The organism is Sphingopyxis sp., assembly GCF_035944815.1.
In the GTDB taxonomy this organism is placed as follows: Bacteria; Pseudomonadota; Alphaproteobacteria; order Sphingomonadales; family Sphingomonadaceae; genus Sphingopyxis.
In genome coordinates, this window is record NZ_DASZAU010000002.1 from 532350 (window position 1) to 546611 (window position 14262).

Genomic DNA, 14262 nt, shown 5'->3' on the forward strand with positions numbered 1-14262 from the left:
GGACACTGCAACCAAAAGGCACCTCTGCTGTTTTGATTGCGATTCCAACGGGAAAGAAAGGAAGCCCGCGGTGCGGACAGCGATTTTTGCGAGCGTGATGATGATGGCGGCAGCAACGGCACCGCAGCTTCAGGCAAAGGAAGCCGCTGCCGACCTTAACGCCTATGTCGGCAAATATCCGTTCGATGCCGTGAACGGCCACCGCTTCCTCGATCATCCCGTCGTCAAGGCTGCGATCGCCGCCGCCGTCCCCGATGCAAAGACGCGCGCGAGCGTCGTCTTTCCTGACGACGGCCTCGGCCTGCCAATCGTCAAGGTCGCGGGCGGCCGCATCCTCATCTGGGGCGGCGACCGCCGCGCCGAGGATCGCTACAACTGGTCGGTCGTCATCGCCCCCGACGGCTCGAAGCCCGAGGTCTGCATCTACGACGGCGTCGGTTATGGCGAGGATTTCCAGTCGGCCCAGTGGTTCGAACCCGGCAAGCCCGGCATCATGAAGCAAGGCACCTGCCCCTCGGCGGCCGAGGATTATCCCGCCGCCGATATCGCGGCGGGATAAAGGGCGCGGCGCCTATTTCGCCGGGCGCCGCGCCACCACCTTGATCTCGACCACCGCGCTCGGCTCATAGAGGCGCGACACGCCGATCGCGGTCCACGCCGGAAAGGGCGCCTTCACATAGCGATTCTTCACCGCGGCAAAACCGTCGATATGCGCGGCCAGGTCGGTGTGAAAGGTCGTGATGTCGACGACATCGTCCCAGCTTGCCCCCGCGCGCGCCAGCGTCGCGGCGATATGTTTGAACGCGCGGTCATATCCGGCGGCAAGGTCGCTCTCGCCCTTCGCCGGCCCCGCGACGACGCCGGACAGGTAGATCGTGTCGCCCGCGATCACCGCATCGGCATAGCCCACCGCCTCCTGGAAGGCGCGCCCCTCGGGGCTTTCGGACATCAGGACCGCGCTCGCCTCGCGCGCGGCCGCGGGCGTCCCCGTCGTCACGACCGCCAAGGCCCCACCGATCGCTGCAACCTGCCTGATCCGCATATGTCCCTCCATCTTCCCGGCCGATGAGAGAAATGTCAGGCGCCGGACCGCAGCGCAAGCGCGATCCCGATCGGCCGCCGGCCGCCGGCGATCAACGCCAGCGCGGCCCCTCGACCCATGTCACCAGGCTGTGCCGGACGCCAGCCGTGACCGGCCGCACGCGGTGTTGGAGGAAAGAGGGAAAGATCAGCACGCTGCCGCGCGGTTCGAACGCCGCCCCCGGATGCTCGACGGTCGAAAATTCGAACGCCCCGCCTTCATAGCTCGCGGGATCGGACAATTGGATCACGACCGACAGCTTGCGGTCATATGGCATCGTGCCTTTCAGCCGGACGTCGTGGTGCCAGTCATATTTGTCCTGCCGGCTGCCATGATATTCGGTAAACTGGATGTCGAACAGGCCGGCGATGTCGAAACCGAAATTCATCCGGTTCACCGCGGTGACAAAGCCCATGATCCGCTGGACGAGCCGCGGCTCGCCCGCCGGCGGGATCCAGCGGATCGTCGATTCACGCAGCGACTGTTCGACGCGGTTCGGCCGGTCGACGCCGACCGTCGCCTCCTTCGCGGGATAGGTCGCCGCCTTGGCGACGATATCGTCGCATTCGGCCGGGCTCAGCGCGGCGGTCCGGATTTCGCAGATATTCTTCATGATCCGGTGCCCCACGCGATGTCAGGATCGGTCATTCCCCGCCCGGATAATAGCGCATATCGCCCCGCCGCGTCACCCCGCCGACCCTTTCCTATCCGCGCATTAACCCCGTCCCCCAATATAATGTTGTCGCATAGGCACTTACCGCGCTGCCGGGGACCGGGAACGACCAAAGCGGGGGAACATCATATGCGGACCAACCGGCTCATCGCCGACCAGCGCGGCGCGACCGCGATCGAATATGGCCTGATCGCGGCGCTGATCGCTGTGGCGAGCCTCATCGCTTTCCAGATGCTCGGGCTCAGCCTCGCGAACATCTTCAACACCATCGACGCGGCGCTGAACTGATACGCCGAATACAGATATAAAGAATTCTTTATATCTGTATTGACAATCCGTTCGCGCACCCTATCCTGAAAGCTGTCGAGGTTCTTCGCGTCGCTCCGGCGGCGGGAAGCTAAGACGGGAAGCCGGTGCAAGTCCGGCGCTGCCCCCGCAACTGTAAGCGGCGAGCGGCGGTCATCATGTGTCACTGGTTCGGCAAGGAACCGGGAAGGCCCGACCGCAGCATGGACCCGCGAGCCAGGAGACCTGCCTCGTCAGATACGTCCTCCGGCGGGGTGTCCGGGCTGGCCGCTTGCATGGCTGCGCCCCGTCTTGCCTTTGGGGTGCGGATCACCGTGCCGTCGCGTCCGTCCAGCGCCCTTGCCCCAAACAAGGTGCCTCAAATGACTGTCAGCGTCGCCACCCTCGGCTTCCCCCGCATCGGCCTTCGCCGCGAACTCAAATTTGCGCTCGAAAACTATTGGGCGGGCAAGTCGCCCCTTGCCGAACTGCAAGCCGCCGCCGCGGGCCTCCGCGCGCTGAACTGGACGCGCCAGAAAGCGCTCGGCGCCGACATCCTGCCCTCGAACGACTTCTCGCTCTACGACCATGTGCTCGACACCAGCGCGCTGATCGGCGCCGTCCCCCCGCGCTACGACTGGGCGGGCGAGAGCGTCGATCCCGACCTCTATTTCGCGATGGCGCGCGGCGCGCAGCAACCCGCCGCCTGCGGCCATGCCCATGGCGGCGACACGACCGCGATGGAAATGACCAAATGGTTCGACACCAACTATCATTTCCTCGTCCCCGAACTCTCCGCCGGCCAGCGTTTCCGCATCGCGTCGACCAAGATTTTCAACGAATTCGAGGAAGCCCGGGCGCTCGGCTACGCGACCCGCCCCGTTCTCCTCGGCCCCGTCTCCTATCTGATGCTCGCCAAGGGCAAGGCGGTCGAACCGCTCGCGCTCCTGCCGCAGCTCCTCGAAACCTACGCCGAAATCCTCGCCCGCCTCGCCGCGCTCGGCGCCGAATGGGTGCAGATCGACGAGCCCTGCCTTGTCCTCGACCTGACATGCGACCAACGCACGGCCTTCGAGCGCGCCTACGCATCGCTCGCCACGCGCGGGCCGAAGCTGATGCTCACCACCTACTTCGGCGGCCTCGGCGACAATCTCGATCTCGCCGCCGAGCTCCCCGTCCACGGCCTCCACCTCGACCTCGTCCGCGCGCCCGATCAGCTCGAACCCGCGCTCGCGAAGCTCCAGCCGCACGTCCTGCTCTCGCTCGGCGTGATCGACGGCCGGAACATCTGGCGCGCCAACCTGCCCGACCTCTACTGGCGCCTCAAGGAGCTGGCCGGCAAACGCGACCTCATCCTCGCGCCCAGCTGCTCGCTCCTTCACGTCCCCGTCGACCTCGCGCTCGAAACATCGCTCGACCCCGAAATCGCGCAGTGGCTCGCCTTCGCCGCGCAAAAGGTCGAGGAACTCGCCGCGCTCGCCAAGGCGCTCAACGCAGGCGAGGACGCGAGCTTCGCCGCCTTCTCCGCCTCGCGCATCGCCGCGGTCGCGCGGGCGACCTCGCCGAAGGTCCACGACGCCGCGGTCGCCGCCCGCCTCGCCGCACTCGACGCTGGCGCAACGAACCGCACCGCCCCCTTCGCCACGCGCCGCGAAGCGCAGCGGGCGCGCCTGAACCTCCCCGCCTTCCCCACCACCACGATCGGCAGCTTCCCGCAGACCGCAGAGGTCCGCAAGGCGCGCGCCGCGCATATCAAGGGCGAGATCGACGCCGCGGCCTATGCGCAATATCTGCGCGTCGAAACGCGCGCCGCGGTCAAATGGCAGGAGGAGATCGGCCTCGACGTCCTCGTCCACGGCGAGTTCGAGCGCAACGACATGGTGCAATATTTCGGCGAGCAGCTTTCGGGCTTCGCCTTCACCCGCGCCGGCTGGGTGCAAAGCTATGGCTCGCGCTGCGTCCGCCCGCCGATCCTCTATGGCGACGTCTCGCGCCCCGCACCGATGACCGTCGACTGGTGGCGGTTTGCGCAGGACCAGACCGACCGCCCGATGAAGGCGATGCTCACCGGCCCCGTCACTATCCTCAACTGGTCCTTCGTCCGCGACGACCAGCCGCGCGCGGCAAGCTGCCGCCAGATCGCGCTCGCGATCCGCGACGAGGTGGCGGACCTCGAAGCCGCCGGCGCCGCGATCGTCCAAATCGACGAGGCGGCGCTGCGCGAAGGCCTCCCGCTCCGCCGCTCCGAATGGCAGGCCTACCTCGACTGGGCGGTCGAAAGCTTCCGCATCGCATCGTCGGGCGTCCGCGACGACACGCAGATTCACACGCATATGTGCTATTCGGAATTCAACGACATCATCCGCGCGATCGGCGCGATGGACGCCGACGTCATCTCGATCGAGACCGCGCGCTCGCAGATGGAACTGCTGGGCGCCTTCGAAAGCTACGCCTATCCGAACGAGGTCGGCCCCGGCGTCTATGACATCCACTCGCCGCGCATCCCCGCCGAGCGCGAGATGACCGACCTCCTCACGCTCGCCGCCAAACATGTCCCGCCCGCGCAGCTATGGGTGAACCCCGACTGCGGGCTCAAGACGCGCAAATGGGACGAGGTCCGCCCCGCGCTGATCGCGATGGTCGCCGCGGCGAAATCGATGCGCGCCCGCGCACTTGTGAAGGAGGCGTATCTTGCAAAATGAGGTGATGCCGGAAGGGCAACCCGCGGTCCGCGTCACCGCCATGCCCGCCAACGCCAATGTCTATGGCGACATTTTCGGTGGCTGGCTGATGGCCCAGATGGACCTTGCCGCCTCGTCGGTCGCGTCGCTCCACGCGCGCGGCCGCGCGGTGACGATCTCGGTGGAGGGCATGTCCTTCCACCGCCCCGTCTTCGTCGGCGACGAGGTCTCGGTCTTCGGCCGCCTCGTCAAGGTCGGCCGCACCTCGATGCACGTCGAGGTCGAAACCTGGGCACGCGACCGTCATGCCGAGGAGGCGCACAAGGTCACGCAGGCGGTCTTCATCTTCGTGGCGGTGGGGCCGGACCGAAGACCACGCGCGGTACGGTCTTTGCCGGACTGATTACTGGACACTTGCAAAGGGGGTGAGGGAACATCGTCTCCCCACCCCCTTGCATTTCCTTGGTCTGGGCGTAAGGCGGCGCGGACATAAACCTGCGCGTGCGACTCCGCTTTGCCCCGCTCTCCCGGACGGGCATCGGCGTCATTTCCCCGCCGCGCCAACATGGGGACTGCAATCCTATGACCACCACCGGCCACGACACGCTGGGAACCCGCTCGACGCTCGACGTCGGCGGCAAAAGCTATGCCTATTATTCGCTCGACAAGGCCGCGGCCCAGCTCGGCGACGTTTCGCGCCTGCCCTTCTCGATGAAGGTGCTGCTCGAAAACCTCCTCCGCTTCGAGGATGGCGGCTTCACCGTGTCGAAGGATGATGTGCAGGCGCTGGTCGACTGGCAGAAGGACCCGCATTCGAACCGCGAGATCCAGTATCGCCCCGCGCGCGTGCTGCTGCAGGATTTTACCGGCGTTCCCTGCGTCGTCGACTTGGCGGCGATGCGCGATGCGATCGCGAAGCTCGGCGGCGACACGACGAAGATCAACCCGCTCGTCCCCGTCCACCTCGTCATCGACCACTCGGTCATGGTCGACGAATTCGGCCACCCCAAGGCGTTCGAGCAGAATGTCGAAATCGAATATTATCGCAACGGCGAGCGTTATGACTTCCTGAAATGGGGATCGAAGTCGCTGTCGAACTTCAAGGCGGTCCCCCCGGGCACCGGCATCTGCCACCAGGTCAACCTCGAACATATCGCGCAGGCGGTGTGGTCGAGCGAGGATGCCGACGGCGCGACGGTCGCTTACCCCGACACCTGCGTCGGCACCGACAGCCACACGACGATGATCAACGGGCTTGGCGTGCTCGGCTGGGGCGTCGGCGGGATCGAGGCCGAGGCCGCGATGCTCGGCCAGCCCGTGTCGATGCTCATCCCCGAAGTCGTCGGCTTCAAATTCACCGGCGCGCTGAAGGAAGGCGTCACCGCGACCGACCTCGTGCTCACCGCGACGCAGATGCTGCGCGCCAAGGGCGTCGTCGGCCGCTTCGTCGAATATTTCGGCCCCGGCCTCGCCTCGCTGAGCCTCGCGGATCGTGCGACGCTCGCGAACATGGCGCCCGAATATGGCGCGACCTGCGGCTTCTTCGGCGTCGACGACAAGACGCTCGATTATATGCGCCTGACCGGCCGCACCGAGGACAATATCGCGCTGGTCGAAGCCTATGCCAAGGCGCAGGGGCTGTGGATCGTCGATGGCGCCGCGGACCCCATATTCACCGACACGCTCGAACTCGACCTCGGCAGCGTCGTTCCGTCGCTCGCGGGGCCGAAGCGTCCGCAGGACCGCGTCTCGCTTCCCGAAGTCGACGATGTGTTCAACGCCGACATGGCGAACACCTATAAAAAGGCGCAGACGCGCGTTCCGGTCGCGGGCGAGGATTTCGACATCGGCGACGGCGACGTCACCATCGCCGCGATCACCAGCTGCACCAACACGTCGAACCCCGGCGTGCTCGTCGCCGCGGGCCTCGTCGCGAAAAAGGCCGACGCGCTGGGCCTCAAGCCCAAGCCGTGGGTCAAGACCTCGCTCGCGCCGGGATCGCAGGTCGTCACCGACTATCTGGAAAAGGCGGGCTTGCAGAAGCATCTCGACAATATCGGCTTCAACCTCGTCGGCTATGGCTGCACGACCTGCATCGGCAACTCGGGACCGCTCGCCGAGCCGATTTCGAAGGCGATCAACGAGAATGGCCTCGTCGCCGCGGCGGTGATCTCGGGCAACCGCAACTTCGAAGGCCGCGTGTCGCCCGACGTGCGCGCGAACTTCCTGGCCTCGCCGCCGCTCGTCGTCGCCTATGCGCTGAAGGGCACGGTGATCGAGGATTTCACCACCACCCCGATCGGACAGGACCAGTCGGGCAACGACGTGTTCCTCAAGGACATCTGGCCGACGAACCAGGAAGTCGCCGAGACGGTGCAGGGCGCGGTCGACCGCGACATGTTCGAGGCGCGCTACGCGCATGTCTACAAGGGCGACGAGCATTGGCAGAAGATTTCGGTCGAGGGTTCGGACACCTATCAGTGGCGCGCCGGATCGACCTATGTCGCGAACCCGCCGTACTTCGAGGGCATGTCGATGACCCCGGCGCCGGTCAGCGATATCGTGAACGCCAAGCCGCTTGCGATCCTCGGCGACAGCATCACGACCGACCACATCTCTCCGGCGGGCAGCATCAAGGCGGACTCGCCGGCCGGAAAATGGCTTATGGAACATCAGGTTAGCAAGGCCGACTTCAACAGCTACGGCGCCCGCCGCGGCCACCACGACGTCATGATGCGCGGCACCTTCGCCAACATCCGCATCAAGAACGAAATGGTCCCCGGCATCGAGGGCGGCATGTCGCGCTACGGCGCCGAAGTCATGCCGATCTATGACGCCGCGATGCGCCACAAGGCCGACGGCACGCCGCTGGTCGTCATCGCGGGCAAGGAATATGGCACCGGCTCGTCGCGCGACTGGGCGGCAAAGGGCACCAACCTGCTCGGCGTGCGCGCGGTGATCGTCGAGAGCTTCGAGCGTATCCACCGCTCGAACCTCGTCGGCATGGGCGTACTGCCGCTCCAGTTCCTCGACGGCCAGAGCCGCGAGACGCTGGGCCTGACCGGCGACGACCAGTTCACCATCACCGGCGTCGCGGATCTGAAGCCGCGCCAGACGGTCACCGTGAACGTCACCCGCGCCGACGGTTCGACCTTCAGCTTCGACACGCTCTGCCGCATCGATACCGCGAACGAGGTCGAATATTATATGAACGGCGGTATCCTGCATTACGTGCTGCGCAAGCTCGCGGCCTGATGTAAACGAGGGCGATGAGCGGACTTCTTCTCTTCGCCCTCGGTTTTTTCTGCGGCGCCGGCCTTGTGCTGGCGCTCCGGCGTGACAGCGGCGCGCGCGACCTGACGGGTCCGCCGCCGCGAACGCCTTCCTCCCCGCCCCGAACGATATCCGCCCCTGTCGCCCCGGCGACGGACGCGGCGCGCGCCAACGCGCATGAAGACGCCGAAATTCTCGACCTGATCCGCCGCGGCCGCAAGATCGAGGCGGTCAAGCGGATGCGCGAGCTGACCGGCATGGGGCTTGCCGCATCGAAAGACGCCGTCGAGGCGATCGAACGCACGCTGCGCTAGCCGCCCGGCCATCGCGTTTTACCCAAAAGGAAAAGCCATGGATGCGCTGCGCATTGCGATCGAAGTCATCGGCTGGGCCGCCGCGGTCATCATTCTGGCCGCCTATGTCCTGCTCTCGCTCGGAAAGCTCGACGGGCGCAGCTATCTGTACCAATGGATGAATGTGATCGGCGCGGGCGGCTTCGTCATCAATTCGGGCTATAATGGCGCCTTGCCGTCGGCCGTGCTCAACGTCATCTGGGCGGGCATGGGCATTTTCACCCTCTGGGCGGTCTGGCGAAGCCGCCAGGCCGCCCGGGCGGCGCTTCCCTAACGCGCCGCAGCCTCCGCATTCCACGTTGCAACCTGTTCGCGCGCCGCGGCCAGCATGGCGTCGAGTGCGGCGCGGTCGTGTACCTTGCCGCGCATGACCACCGTATCGATCGCGCGCGTCGCGGCGATATTCTCCAGCGGATTCTGCGTCAGCAGCACAAGGTCGGCCGCCATGCCCGGCCTGATCGCGCCATAGCGATCGAGCCAGCCGAACCAAGCCGGTCCGGCGCGCGTTGCCGAAACAAGCGCCTGCGCGGGCGTCAGCCCTTTGTGCGTATAAAGCTCGATCTCGTCGTGCAGGCCGAAACCGGGATAGTTGAAGCTGTTGAGGAAGCCCGCATCGGTGCCTGCGATGATCGGCACGCCCGCCTCCGCCAGCATCGGCAGGATCGTCGCCACATCGTCGATCTGCTTGTGCCGCGCCGCGATCGCGGCGGCATCGGCCTTGGCGGCGCGTTCGATGCGCCAGTCATAGGTCTTGCGCAGCTTCGGCCCGATATAGGCGAGACCTTCGTCCTTCGAATGATCGTCGCGGTCGAGATAGGCGATGATGCGGCTGCCGTTCAGCGTCGGGGTCACCGACACGCCTTTCGCGGCAAAGCGGCGGTAGGCGGCCATCGCGGTATCACGGTCGAAGCCCGCATCGAGCCGACGGTTCGCTTCGGCCCGGTCGATGCGCCCCGCGGCGAAGTCGGCGGCGATCGCCGCCTCGTCCTTCGCCCCGGCGTTATAGGCATAGTCGAGATGCTCAATCGAGCTGATCCCCGCGTCGACCGCCTGCTCGGTCGTCAGCGCCATCGGGATATGTCCCGACGTCCGGATGCCCAGCGCCTTGGCGCGTCCCAGTGCATAAAGGAACAATTCGGGTTTCAGCGTGCTGTCGGTGATCTTGACGAAATCGACCTTGTCGCGGTTCTTCAGCCGGTCGAGCGCCGCGTCGACATCCTTCTCGCTGCCGACCTCGATCGTTCCTTTCCAGACCGGCGCGATCCCCTCGATCTTTGCGCCCGAGGTCAGGAGGCGCGGACCGAACAGGCTGCCGTCCGCAATCTCGCCGCGCCAGGCAAGCACCTGATCCGGGAGGTCGCCCGACGCATCGCGGATCGTCGTGATGCCATTCGCGACATAGAGCGGCAACAGCGCCTTATTCTCTTCGATCAGATCGGGGCCGCCGCCGAAATGGACATGCATGTCCCACAGGCCGGGGATCAGGAAGCGGCCCGTGCCGTCGACCTTCTGCTTGGCACGCCAGCCGCGCGCGATGTCGGCGTCCGAACCGACCGCGACAATGTCGTCGCCGTGCAGCACGACCGCCTGATCCGCCAGCGCCTTGGCGGCCTCAACATCGATCAGCGTGACGTGACGGATGATGACATCGCCCTGCTTCTGCGCCGCGAAGGCAGGTTGCCCCAGGGTGAGCAGCGTGGAGGCAAGGACGGCAAGCAGGCATTTCATCGCGGGGGAACCTTTCCAAAGAGGACTGCGCCTTAACGCCGCGACGCCCCATCCAACAAGGCTCGAAATACCGGCCGGTCCCCCGCCCCGTCCCGCACGAGATTGCAGGGCGGATGTCGCGTGAACATTCGCCCTGCAATGATCGTTAACCGCCAGAAAGTCGGGTTCGCGAACTACCCGTCGATATCGAGCCCCAGCGCCAACCGCCCGCTCAATTCGCGCTGCGCGGGTTCCTGCAGCGGGTGGAAACGCGCGCCCTGCACATCACGGAACGCGCGCTCGACGATCGAGCCCTTATAGAAGGCGCCGCCGCCGGCGACTTCCATCGCGAGTTCGGCGGTCCGGATCGCGGCGCGGCCCGCGACCGTCCGCCCGGTCATCACCGCGCTCGTCGTTTCCGGTCCGGGCGTGGCGCTTTGCGCCGTCGCAATCATCGCGGCGAGCGCGGTTTCGGCGGTCCAGAACGCATTCTGCATCTCGCCCGTCAGCGCGACGAGTCCGGGGTTCGCCGGCTTGCGCCGTGCGGCCTCGATCGCCGCATCGCGCGCGCCCTCGGCGACGCCGAGATAGGCCGAATAGATCAGCGGGAAAGCGATCATGCTGATGATGTGGAACAGCGGATGCCATTTGCCCTGCGGCCGGCGGCCCGACACGGCGGCGTCGGCAAGGAACACGTCCTTGATCTCGACATCGTGCGATCCGGTGCCGCACATCCCCATCGTGTCCCATGTGTCGAGGATCGACACGCCCTCCGCCTTGAAGGGCAAACCGAAATGCAGGACACTCGGCCCCGCTTCGGGGTCATCATAAACCGCGCTGGTCATCAACAGGTCGCCCGCCTGGCAACCGCTCGAAAACACCTTGCGCGCATTGATCAGGAAACCGCCCTCGACCTTCGTCGCGGTCCCGCCGCCCTGCAACCAGTCCGACCCGCCGCTCGACACGAGCAGCAGATTTTCGGCGGCTACGCGGCGGAGCAGGCCGTCGGTCGGTGCCTGCATACGCTGCCAGCGCCACGCGGCCACCGCCACCTGATGGCAGTGCATCGAGAAAGCGAGCGCGGTCGATCCGCAGCGTGTCCCAAGCCGGCGGACGATGCCGCACAGCGTCGCATAGTCGAGGCCGTCGCCGCCAAGTTCGACGGGCACCGCCGCGCCGATCAGCCCGGCTTCGCGGAGCAGGTCGTAATTTTCGGCGACGAAGCTCTTGTCGCGGTCATGCGCGGCGGCCGAAGCGCCAATCCGCTCGGCAATCCGGTCGGCGATCTCGTACCAATAATCCTGGGTCTTCGTTTGTGCTGCAATCAACATGTTCATCTCCTAAGCATTCCCTTGCTGGCGATGGTCATGACGGCTTGGCAAATCGGCGGATAGTTCAGGAACTGAATCGACCCGATACAGAAACTGAACTCGCCTCCCCCGCGACTCATGCGGTATATCGGCGCCGAGAGGAATGTATCATGGCGAATGCCAGTTACGGTCAATTCTGCCCCGTCGCGATGGCGGCGGAGATATTGTGCACGCGCTGGACGATCGTCCTCGTCCGCGAGCTCGCGGCGGGATCGACCCGTTTCAATGACTTGCGTCGCGGCGTGCCGCGCATGTCGCCTGCACTCCTTTCGCAGCGGTTGAAGGACCTGGAGGCGGCGGGCATCGTCTCTCGCGCGCCCGTCGCGCGCGAATCGGGCGTGTTCGACTATCGGTTGACCCGCGCGGGGCTCGAACTGGCGCCGGTGGTCGAGGCGTTCGGCGTCTGGGGCAAGCGCTGGATCGACGGCGACCTGTCGCTCGAACAGCTCGATGTGCAGCTGTTGATGTGGGACATGCGCCGCGGGCTGGTCGTCGACCCGATGCCCGACCGCAAGGTGATCGTGCAGTTCCGCTACGCCGAACTCCCCGCCGATCGGCGATCGTGGTGGCTGGTCGTCGAACCCGAACAGGAAACCCAGCTCTGCTCGGTCGATCCCGGAGCCGACGTCGATCTCTATGTCTCGGCCGACCTCAAGACGATGACCGCGATCTGGATGGGTTATGACACGCTCGCCGACGCGCTTGGCGATGGGCGGCTGCTTCTGACCGGCGACGACGCGCTCGCCAAAAGCATTGAATCCTGGCTTGGCCTCAGCCCCTTCGCCCGGACCCGGCCCGCGCTGACCGCCGAAGCGGCCGAATGATGGTGGGCGCTGACGGGCTCGAACCGCCGACCCTCTCGGTGTAAACGAGATGCTCTACCAACTGAGCTAAGCGCCCCCGTTCGGGGAAGCGCGCCCCTGCCATAAGCCGCCGCTGCTGGCAAGCGTCACACTATTCCTCGAGCGCTTCGAAATAACGGGCCAGCGCATCGAACGCCCCTTCGGCCAGCGCGATAAAGATGCGCCGTCCGTCATGCGGGTCGGCTTCGCGCACGAACAGGCCGGCGTCGGTCATCGTCTTGATCCAGCGCAGCGCCGTCGTAGCGGGCACCGCAGCAGCGATGCACAGGCTCGATACCGACACCGGTTGGCGCTCAAGCCGCGCGGCATAGAGGTCGAGCAACATATCCCACGCCGGATCGGCGAAAAGGTCGGCAGGAAAATATTGTTCGCGCATCCGTCGTTGGCGCAGCATCCGTCGTACCGCCTTGGCACGGTGGCGATCGACCGCCCGTTCCTCGGGAACAAAGCTGCGCGGGATTGCGGCATAGTCACGCGGCGGCGAACGCAACGGCCCCGAATAATCCGAGAAATCATCGCCGCGCGGCACGAAACCGATCGGCGTACCCGGCAGCCCGCCGGCTTGCCCCGCCAGATCGCCGAGCATACGCGATATCCGCGCCACTTCCTCCTGCAATCGGTCGATCCGCTCCATCGCATCGTCACGCGCGACATCATGGACCCGGTCATGGCGGGTACGGCGCGCGGCGGCCAAAGCGACGAGCCTTTCGGCCGGATCGGCATCGACAAGAAACTGGACATCGAGCGACGCGGGAACCGCCGCCGCAACCCGATCGAGCGTCGACAGCGAGGTCTCGCAAACCAGATTGCAGTCGCGCATCACCGCCGCCGCGCAAATATCCGCCAGCACGCCGCCCTTCAGCAAGCCCGCGTCCGCGAGCCAGACGATATCGAGCGTGGCGCTGTTTCGTATCCAGTCCGCCGCTTCTGATGCCGCGATCGTTTTGGCCAGCCGCACCTCGGCCAGCGAAGCCCGATCGGCAAAACCGCCCTGCGGCCCGACGAACAACAAGGGCGACGCCACCTCTCCGGTACCGATGCCGCCGATCCTCTCGGGCGGCCCGACATCTCCCGCACCGAAACCGTTCGGCGGAAGTACCGCCGCGTCGAGCCCGACAAAAATATGGTCCATCATGCCACCATCCCCGTTTCATCACCCCAACCCGGCGTGATTATGTCGTCATACCGGCTATATTCACCTTTTGTTCGTTCCTGTTTGCCGCCAATCCGGACCCAGGTCGATTATGCCGCACCGGTTCGCTGTGCCTTGGCCGGAATAGATTTGGTCCATTTTGGACATGTTTTGTTCTCATCGTCAACCCTTACTTCATACTTGCCAAGTGTCAGCGCCCCGGTCAGTCGGTACAGCATGGTGGAAAGCCTTTCCCCGCTTACCCGTTTGCGCTGGCGACGGCGTTTCCGGTCGCTGGCCGCACTCCTGTTGCTCGCAGGCCTCGCGCTGTTCGCTTGGCTGTGGCAACCGGCCCCGGTCGCGATGGTCCCCCTCGTTCATGTCATCGACGGCGACAGCCTGACCGTCCGACAGCAAGATAAGGTGCTGACGATCCGCCTGACCGGTATCGACGCGGTCGAATATCGGCAGAATTGCGCGCGCGGCGCAGTCCGTTGGCTGTGCGGGCGCGAAGCACGTACGGCGCTCGAAAAACTGGCGGGCCGCGGACCGCTCCATTGCGAGGTCGCCGCCAAGGATCGTTACGACCGCACGCTCGCTACGTGCCGTACCGCGCCCTACCCCGACGGCGTCGACCTTGCCGCCGAAATGGTCCGGCAAGGCTGGGCGGTCGCGACGAGCGATGCCTATATGGCCGAGGAAGCCGAGGCGCAGGCGCGGCGGCGCGGCATCTGGCAGGGGGATTTCATGCGCCCCGAAAACTGGCGCGCGACGCACGAACGCCCGGCCACTGCGCTGGCGCCGCCCGACCTCTAGAAATGCCCCGCTATGCCTTGCGGTCGTT

The 14262-nt window shown here is 65.8% G+C and carries 14 protein-coding genes, 1 tRNA gene and 1 riboswitch; of the genes, 9 read left to right on the forward strand and 6 right to left on the reverse strand.

Going from position 1 to position 14262, the window contains the following annotated elements:
* Positions 1-70 precede the first annotated feature (70 nt).
* Entirely contained in the window at positions 71-559 is a 489-nt protein-coding gene (locus VGU00_RS03555) for a hypothetical protein (protein WP_327465546.1), read from the forward strand.
* Positions 560-571: 12 nt separating this feature from the next.
* Here the strand turns inward: VGU00_RS03555 and VGU00_RS03560 are convergent, their stop codons facing one another.
* Positions 572-1042: a RidA family protein gene (locus VGU00_RS03560; RefSeq protein WP_327465548.1), complete on the reverse strand. Its 471-nt coding sequence runs from the start codon at positions 1040-1042 to the stop codon at positions 572-574.
* Between the two features lie 91 nt (positions 1043-1133).
* Positions 1134-1694, reverse strand: a complete 561-nt coding sequence (locus VGU00_RS03565; RefSeq protein ID WP_327465550.1) for a 2OG-Fe(II) oxygenase — start codon at positions 1692-1694, stop codon at positions 1134-1136.
* 189 nt (positions 1695-1883) lie between these two features.
* On the opposite strand from VGU00_RS03565, the gene VGU00_RS03570 reads away from it, so the two are divergent.
* The 6 genes from VGU00_RS03570 (at position 1884) to VGU00_RS03595 (ending at position 8620) form a co-directional block, all read left to right on the forward strand.
* The gene (locus VGU00_RS03570) at positions 1884-2042 is read left to right on the forward strand and encodes a Flp family type IVb pilin (protein WP_327465552.1); all 159 of its coding nucleotides are present in this window, start codon (positions 1884-1886) and stop codon (positions 2040-2042) included.
* A 61-nt stretch (positions 2043-2103) separates the two neighbouring features.
* Positions 2104-2307, forward strand: a riboswitch (cobalamin riboswitch).
* A 115-nt stretch (positions 2308-2422) separates the two neighbouring features.
* Positions 2423-4741: a 5-methyltetrahydropteroyltriglutamate--homocysteine S-methyltransferase gene (gene metE, locus VGU00_RS03575; protein ID WP_327465554.1), complete on the forward strand. Its 2319-nt coding sequence runs from the start codon at positions 2423-2425 to the stop codon at positions 4739-4741.
* Between the two features lie 4 nt (positions 4742-4745).
* Complete coding sequence (locus VGU00_RS03580; protein ID WP_327465556.1) at positions 4746-5123, forward strand: acyl-CoA thioesterase; 378 nt, start codon at positions 4746-4748, stop codon at positions 5121-5123.
* Positions 5124-5302: 179 nt separating this feature from the next.
* Positions 5303-7975 (forward strand): aconitate hydratase AcnA, encoded by a 2673-nt coding sequence (gene acnA / locus VGU00_RS03585; protein ID WP_327465558.1) that lies wholly within the window; start codon positions 5303-5305, stop codon positions 7973-7975.
* Positions 7976-7989: 14 nt separating this feature from the next.
* Positions 7990-8307: a hypothetical protein gene (locus VGU00_RS03590; protein WP_327465559.1), complete on the forward strand. Its 318-nt coding sequence runs from the start codon at positions 7990-7992 to the stop codon at positions 8305-8307.
* 37 nt (positions 8308-8344) lie between these two features.
* Positions 8345-8620: a CBU_0592 family membrane protein gene (locus VGU00_RS03595; protein WP_327465561.1), complete on the forward strand. Its 276-nt coding sequence runs from the start codon at positions 8345-8347 to the stop codon at positions 8618-8620.
* Here VGU00_RS03595 and VGU00_RS03600 read toward each other — a convergent pair.
* Together VGU00_RS03600 and VGU00_RS03605 are read right to left on the reverse strand one after the other, a co-directional pair.
* On the reverse strand, positions 8617-10074 hold the full coding sequence (locus VGU00_RS03600; RefSeq protein ID WP_327465563.1) for an amidohydrolase family protein: 1458 nt from the start codon (positions 10072-10074) through the stop codon (positions 8617-8619). The two genes, VGU00_RS03595 and VGU00_RS03600, sit on opposite strands and share 4 nt — an antisense overlap.
* 173 nt (positions 10075-10247) lie before the next feature.
* Complete coding sequence (locus VGU00_RS03605) at positions 10248-11384, reverse strand: acyl-CoA dehydrogenase family protein (protein ID WP_327465565.1); 1137 nt, start codon at positions 11382-11384, stop codon at positions 10248-10250.
* A 149-nt stretch (positions 11385-11533) separates the two neighbouring features.
* Between VGU00_RS03605 and VGU00_RS03610 the strand changes: the two genes are divergently transcribed.
* Positions 11534-12247: a helix-turn-helix domain-containing protein gene (locus VGU00_RS03610; protein ID WP_327465568.1), complete on the forward strand. Its 714-nt coding sequence runs from the start codon at positions 11534-11536 to the stop codon at positions 12245-12247.
* On the opposite strand, the gene VGU00_RS03615 is transcribed toward VGU00_RS03610, so the two are convergent.
* Together VGU00_RS03615 and VGU00_RS03620 are read right to left on the reverse strand one after the other, a co-directional pair.
* A tRNA-Val gene (locus VGU00_RS03615) sits at positions 12248-12323 on the reverse strand. It lies immediately after the preceding gene.
* Between the two features lie 54 nt (positions 12324-12377).
* The gene (locus VGU00_RS03620) at positions 12378-13421 is read right to left on the reverse strand and encodes a MarR family winged helix-turn-helix transcriptional regulator (RefSeq protein ID WP_327465570.1); all 1044 of its coding nucleotides are present in this window, start codon (positions 13419-13421) and stop codon (positions 12378-12380) included.
* Between the two features lie 234 nt (positions 13422-13655).
* Here VGU00_RS03620 and VGU00_RS03625 point away from each other — a divergent pair, with 234 nt between their 5' ends.
* Positions 13656-14234 (forward strand): thermonuclease family protein, encoded by a 579-nt coding sequence (locus VGU00_RS03625; RefSeq protein WP_327465572.1) that lies wholly within the window; start codon positions 13656-13658, stop codon positions 14232-14234.
* Positions 14235-14262 lie beyond the last annotated feature (28 nt).

Bases quoted from the DNA above. Each gene is read 5' to 3' on its own strand.
- VGU00_RS03560 (WP_327465548.1), bottom strand. From the start codon at position 1,042: ATGCGGATCAGGCAGGTTGCAGCGATCGGTGGGGCCTTGGCGGTCGTG.
- VGU00_RS03605 (WP_327465565.1), bottom strand. From the start codon at position 11,384: ATGTTGATTGCAGCACAAACGAAGACCCAGGATTATTGGTACGAGATC.
- metE (WP_327465554.1), top strand. From the start codon at position 2,423: ATGACTGTCAGCGTCGCCACCCTCGGCTTCCCCCGCATCGGCCTTCGC.
- VGU00_RS03595 (WP_327465561.1), top strand. From the start codon at position 8,345: ATGGATGCGCTGCGCATTGCGATCGAAGTCATCGGCTGGGCCGCCGCG.
- VGU00_RS03600 (WP_327465563.1), bottom strand. From the start codon at position 10,074: ATGAAATGCCTGCTTGCCGTCCTTGCCTCCACGCTGCTCACCCTGGGG.
- VGU00_RS03625 (WP_327465572.1), top strand. From the start codon at position 13,656: ATGGTGGAAAGCCTTTCCCCGCTTACCCGTTTGCGCTGGCGACGGCGT.
- VGU00_RS03620 (WP_327465570.1), bottom strand. From the start codon at position 13,421: ATGATGGACCATATTTTTGTCGGGCTCGACGCGGCGGTACTTCCGCCG.
- acnA (WP_327465558.1), top strand. From the start codon at position 5,303: ATGACCACCACCGGCCACGACACGCTGGGAACCCGCTCGACGCTCGAC.
- VGU00_RS03590 (WP_327465559.1), top strand. From the start codon at position 7,990: ATGAGCGGACTTCTTCTCTTCGCCCTCGGTTTTTTCTGCGGCGCCGGC.
- VGU00_RS03580 (WP_327465556.1), top strand. From the start codon at position 4,746: ATGCCGGAAGGGCAACCCGCGGTCCGCGTCACCGCCATGCCCGCCAAC.
- VGU00_RS03610 (WP_327465568.1), top strand. From the start codon at position 11,534: ATGGCGAATGCCAGTTACGGTCAATTCTGCCCCGTCGCGATGGCGGCG.
- VGU00_RS03565 (WP_327465550.1), bottom strand. From the start codon at position 1,694: ATGAAGAATATCTGCGAAATCCGGACCGCCGCGCTGAGCCCGGCCGAA.
- VGU00_RS03570 (WP_327465552.1), top strand. From the start codon at position 1,884: ATGCGGACCAACCGGCTCATCGCCGACCAGCGCGGCGCGACCGCGATC.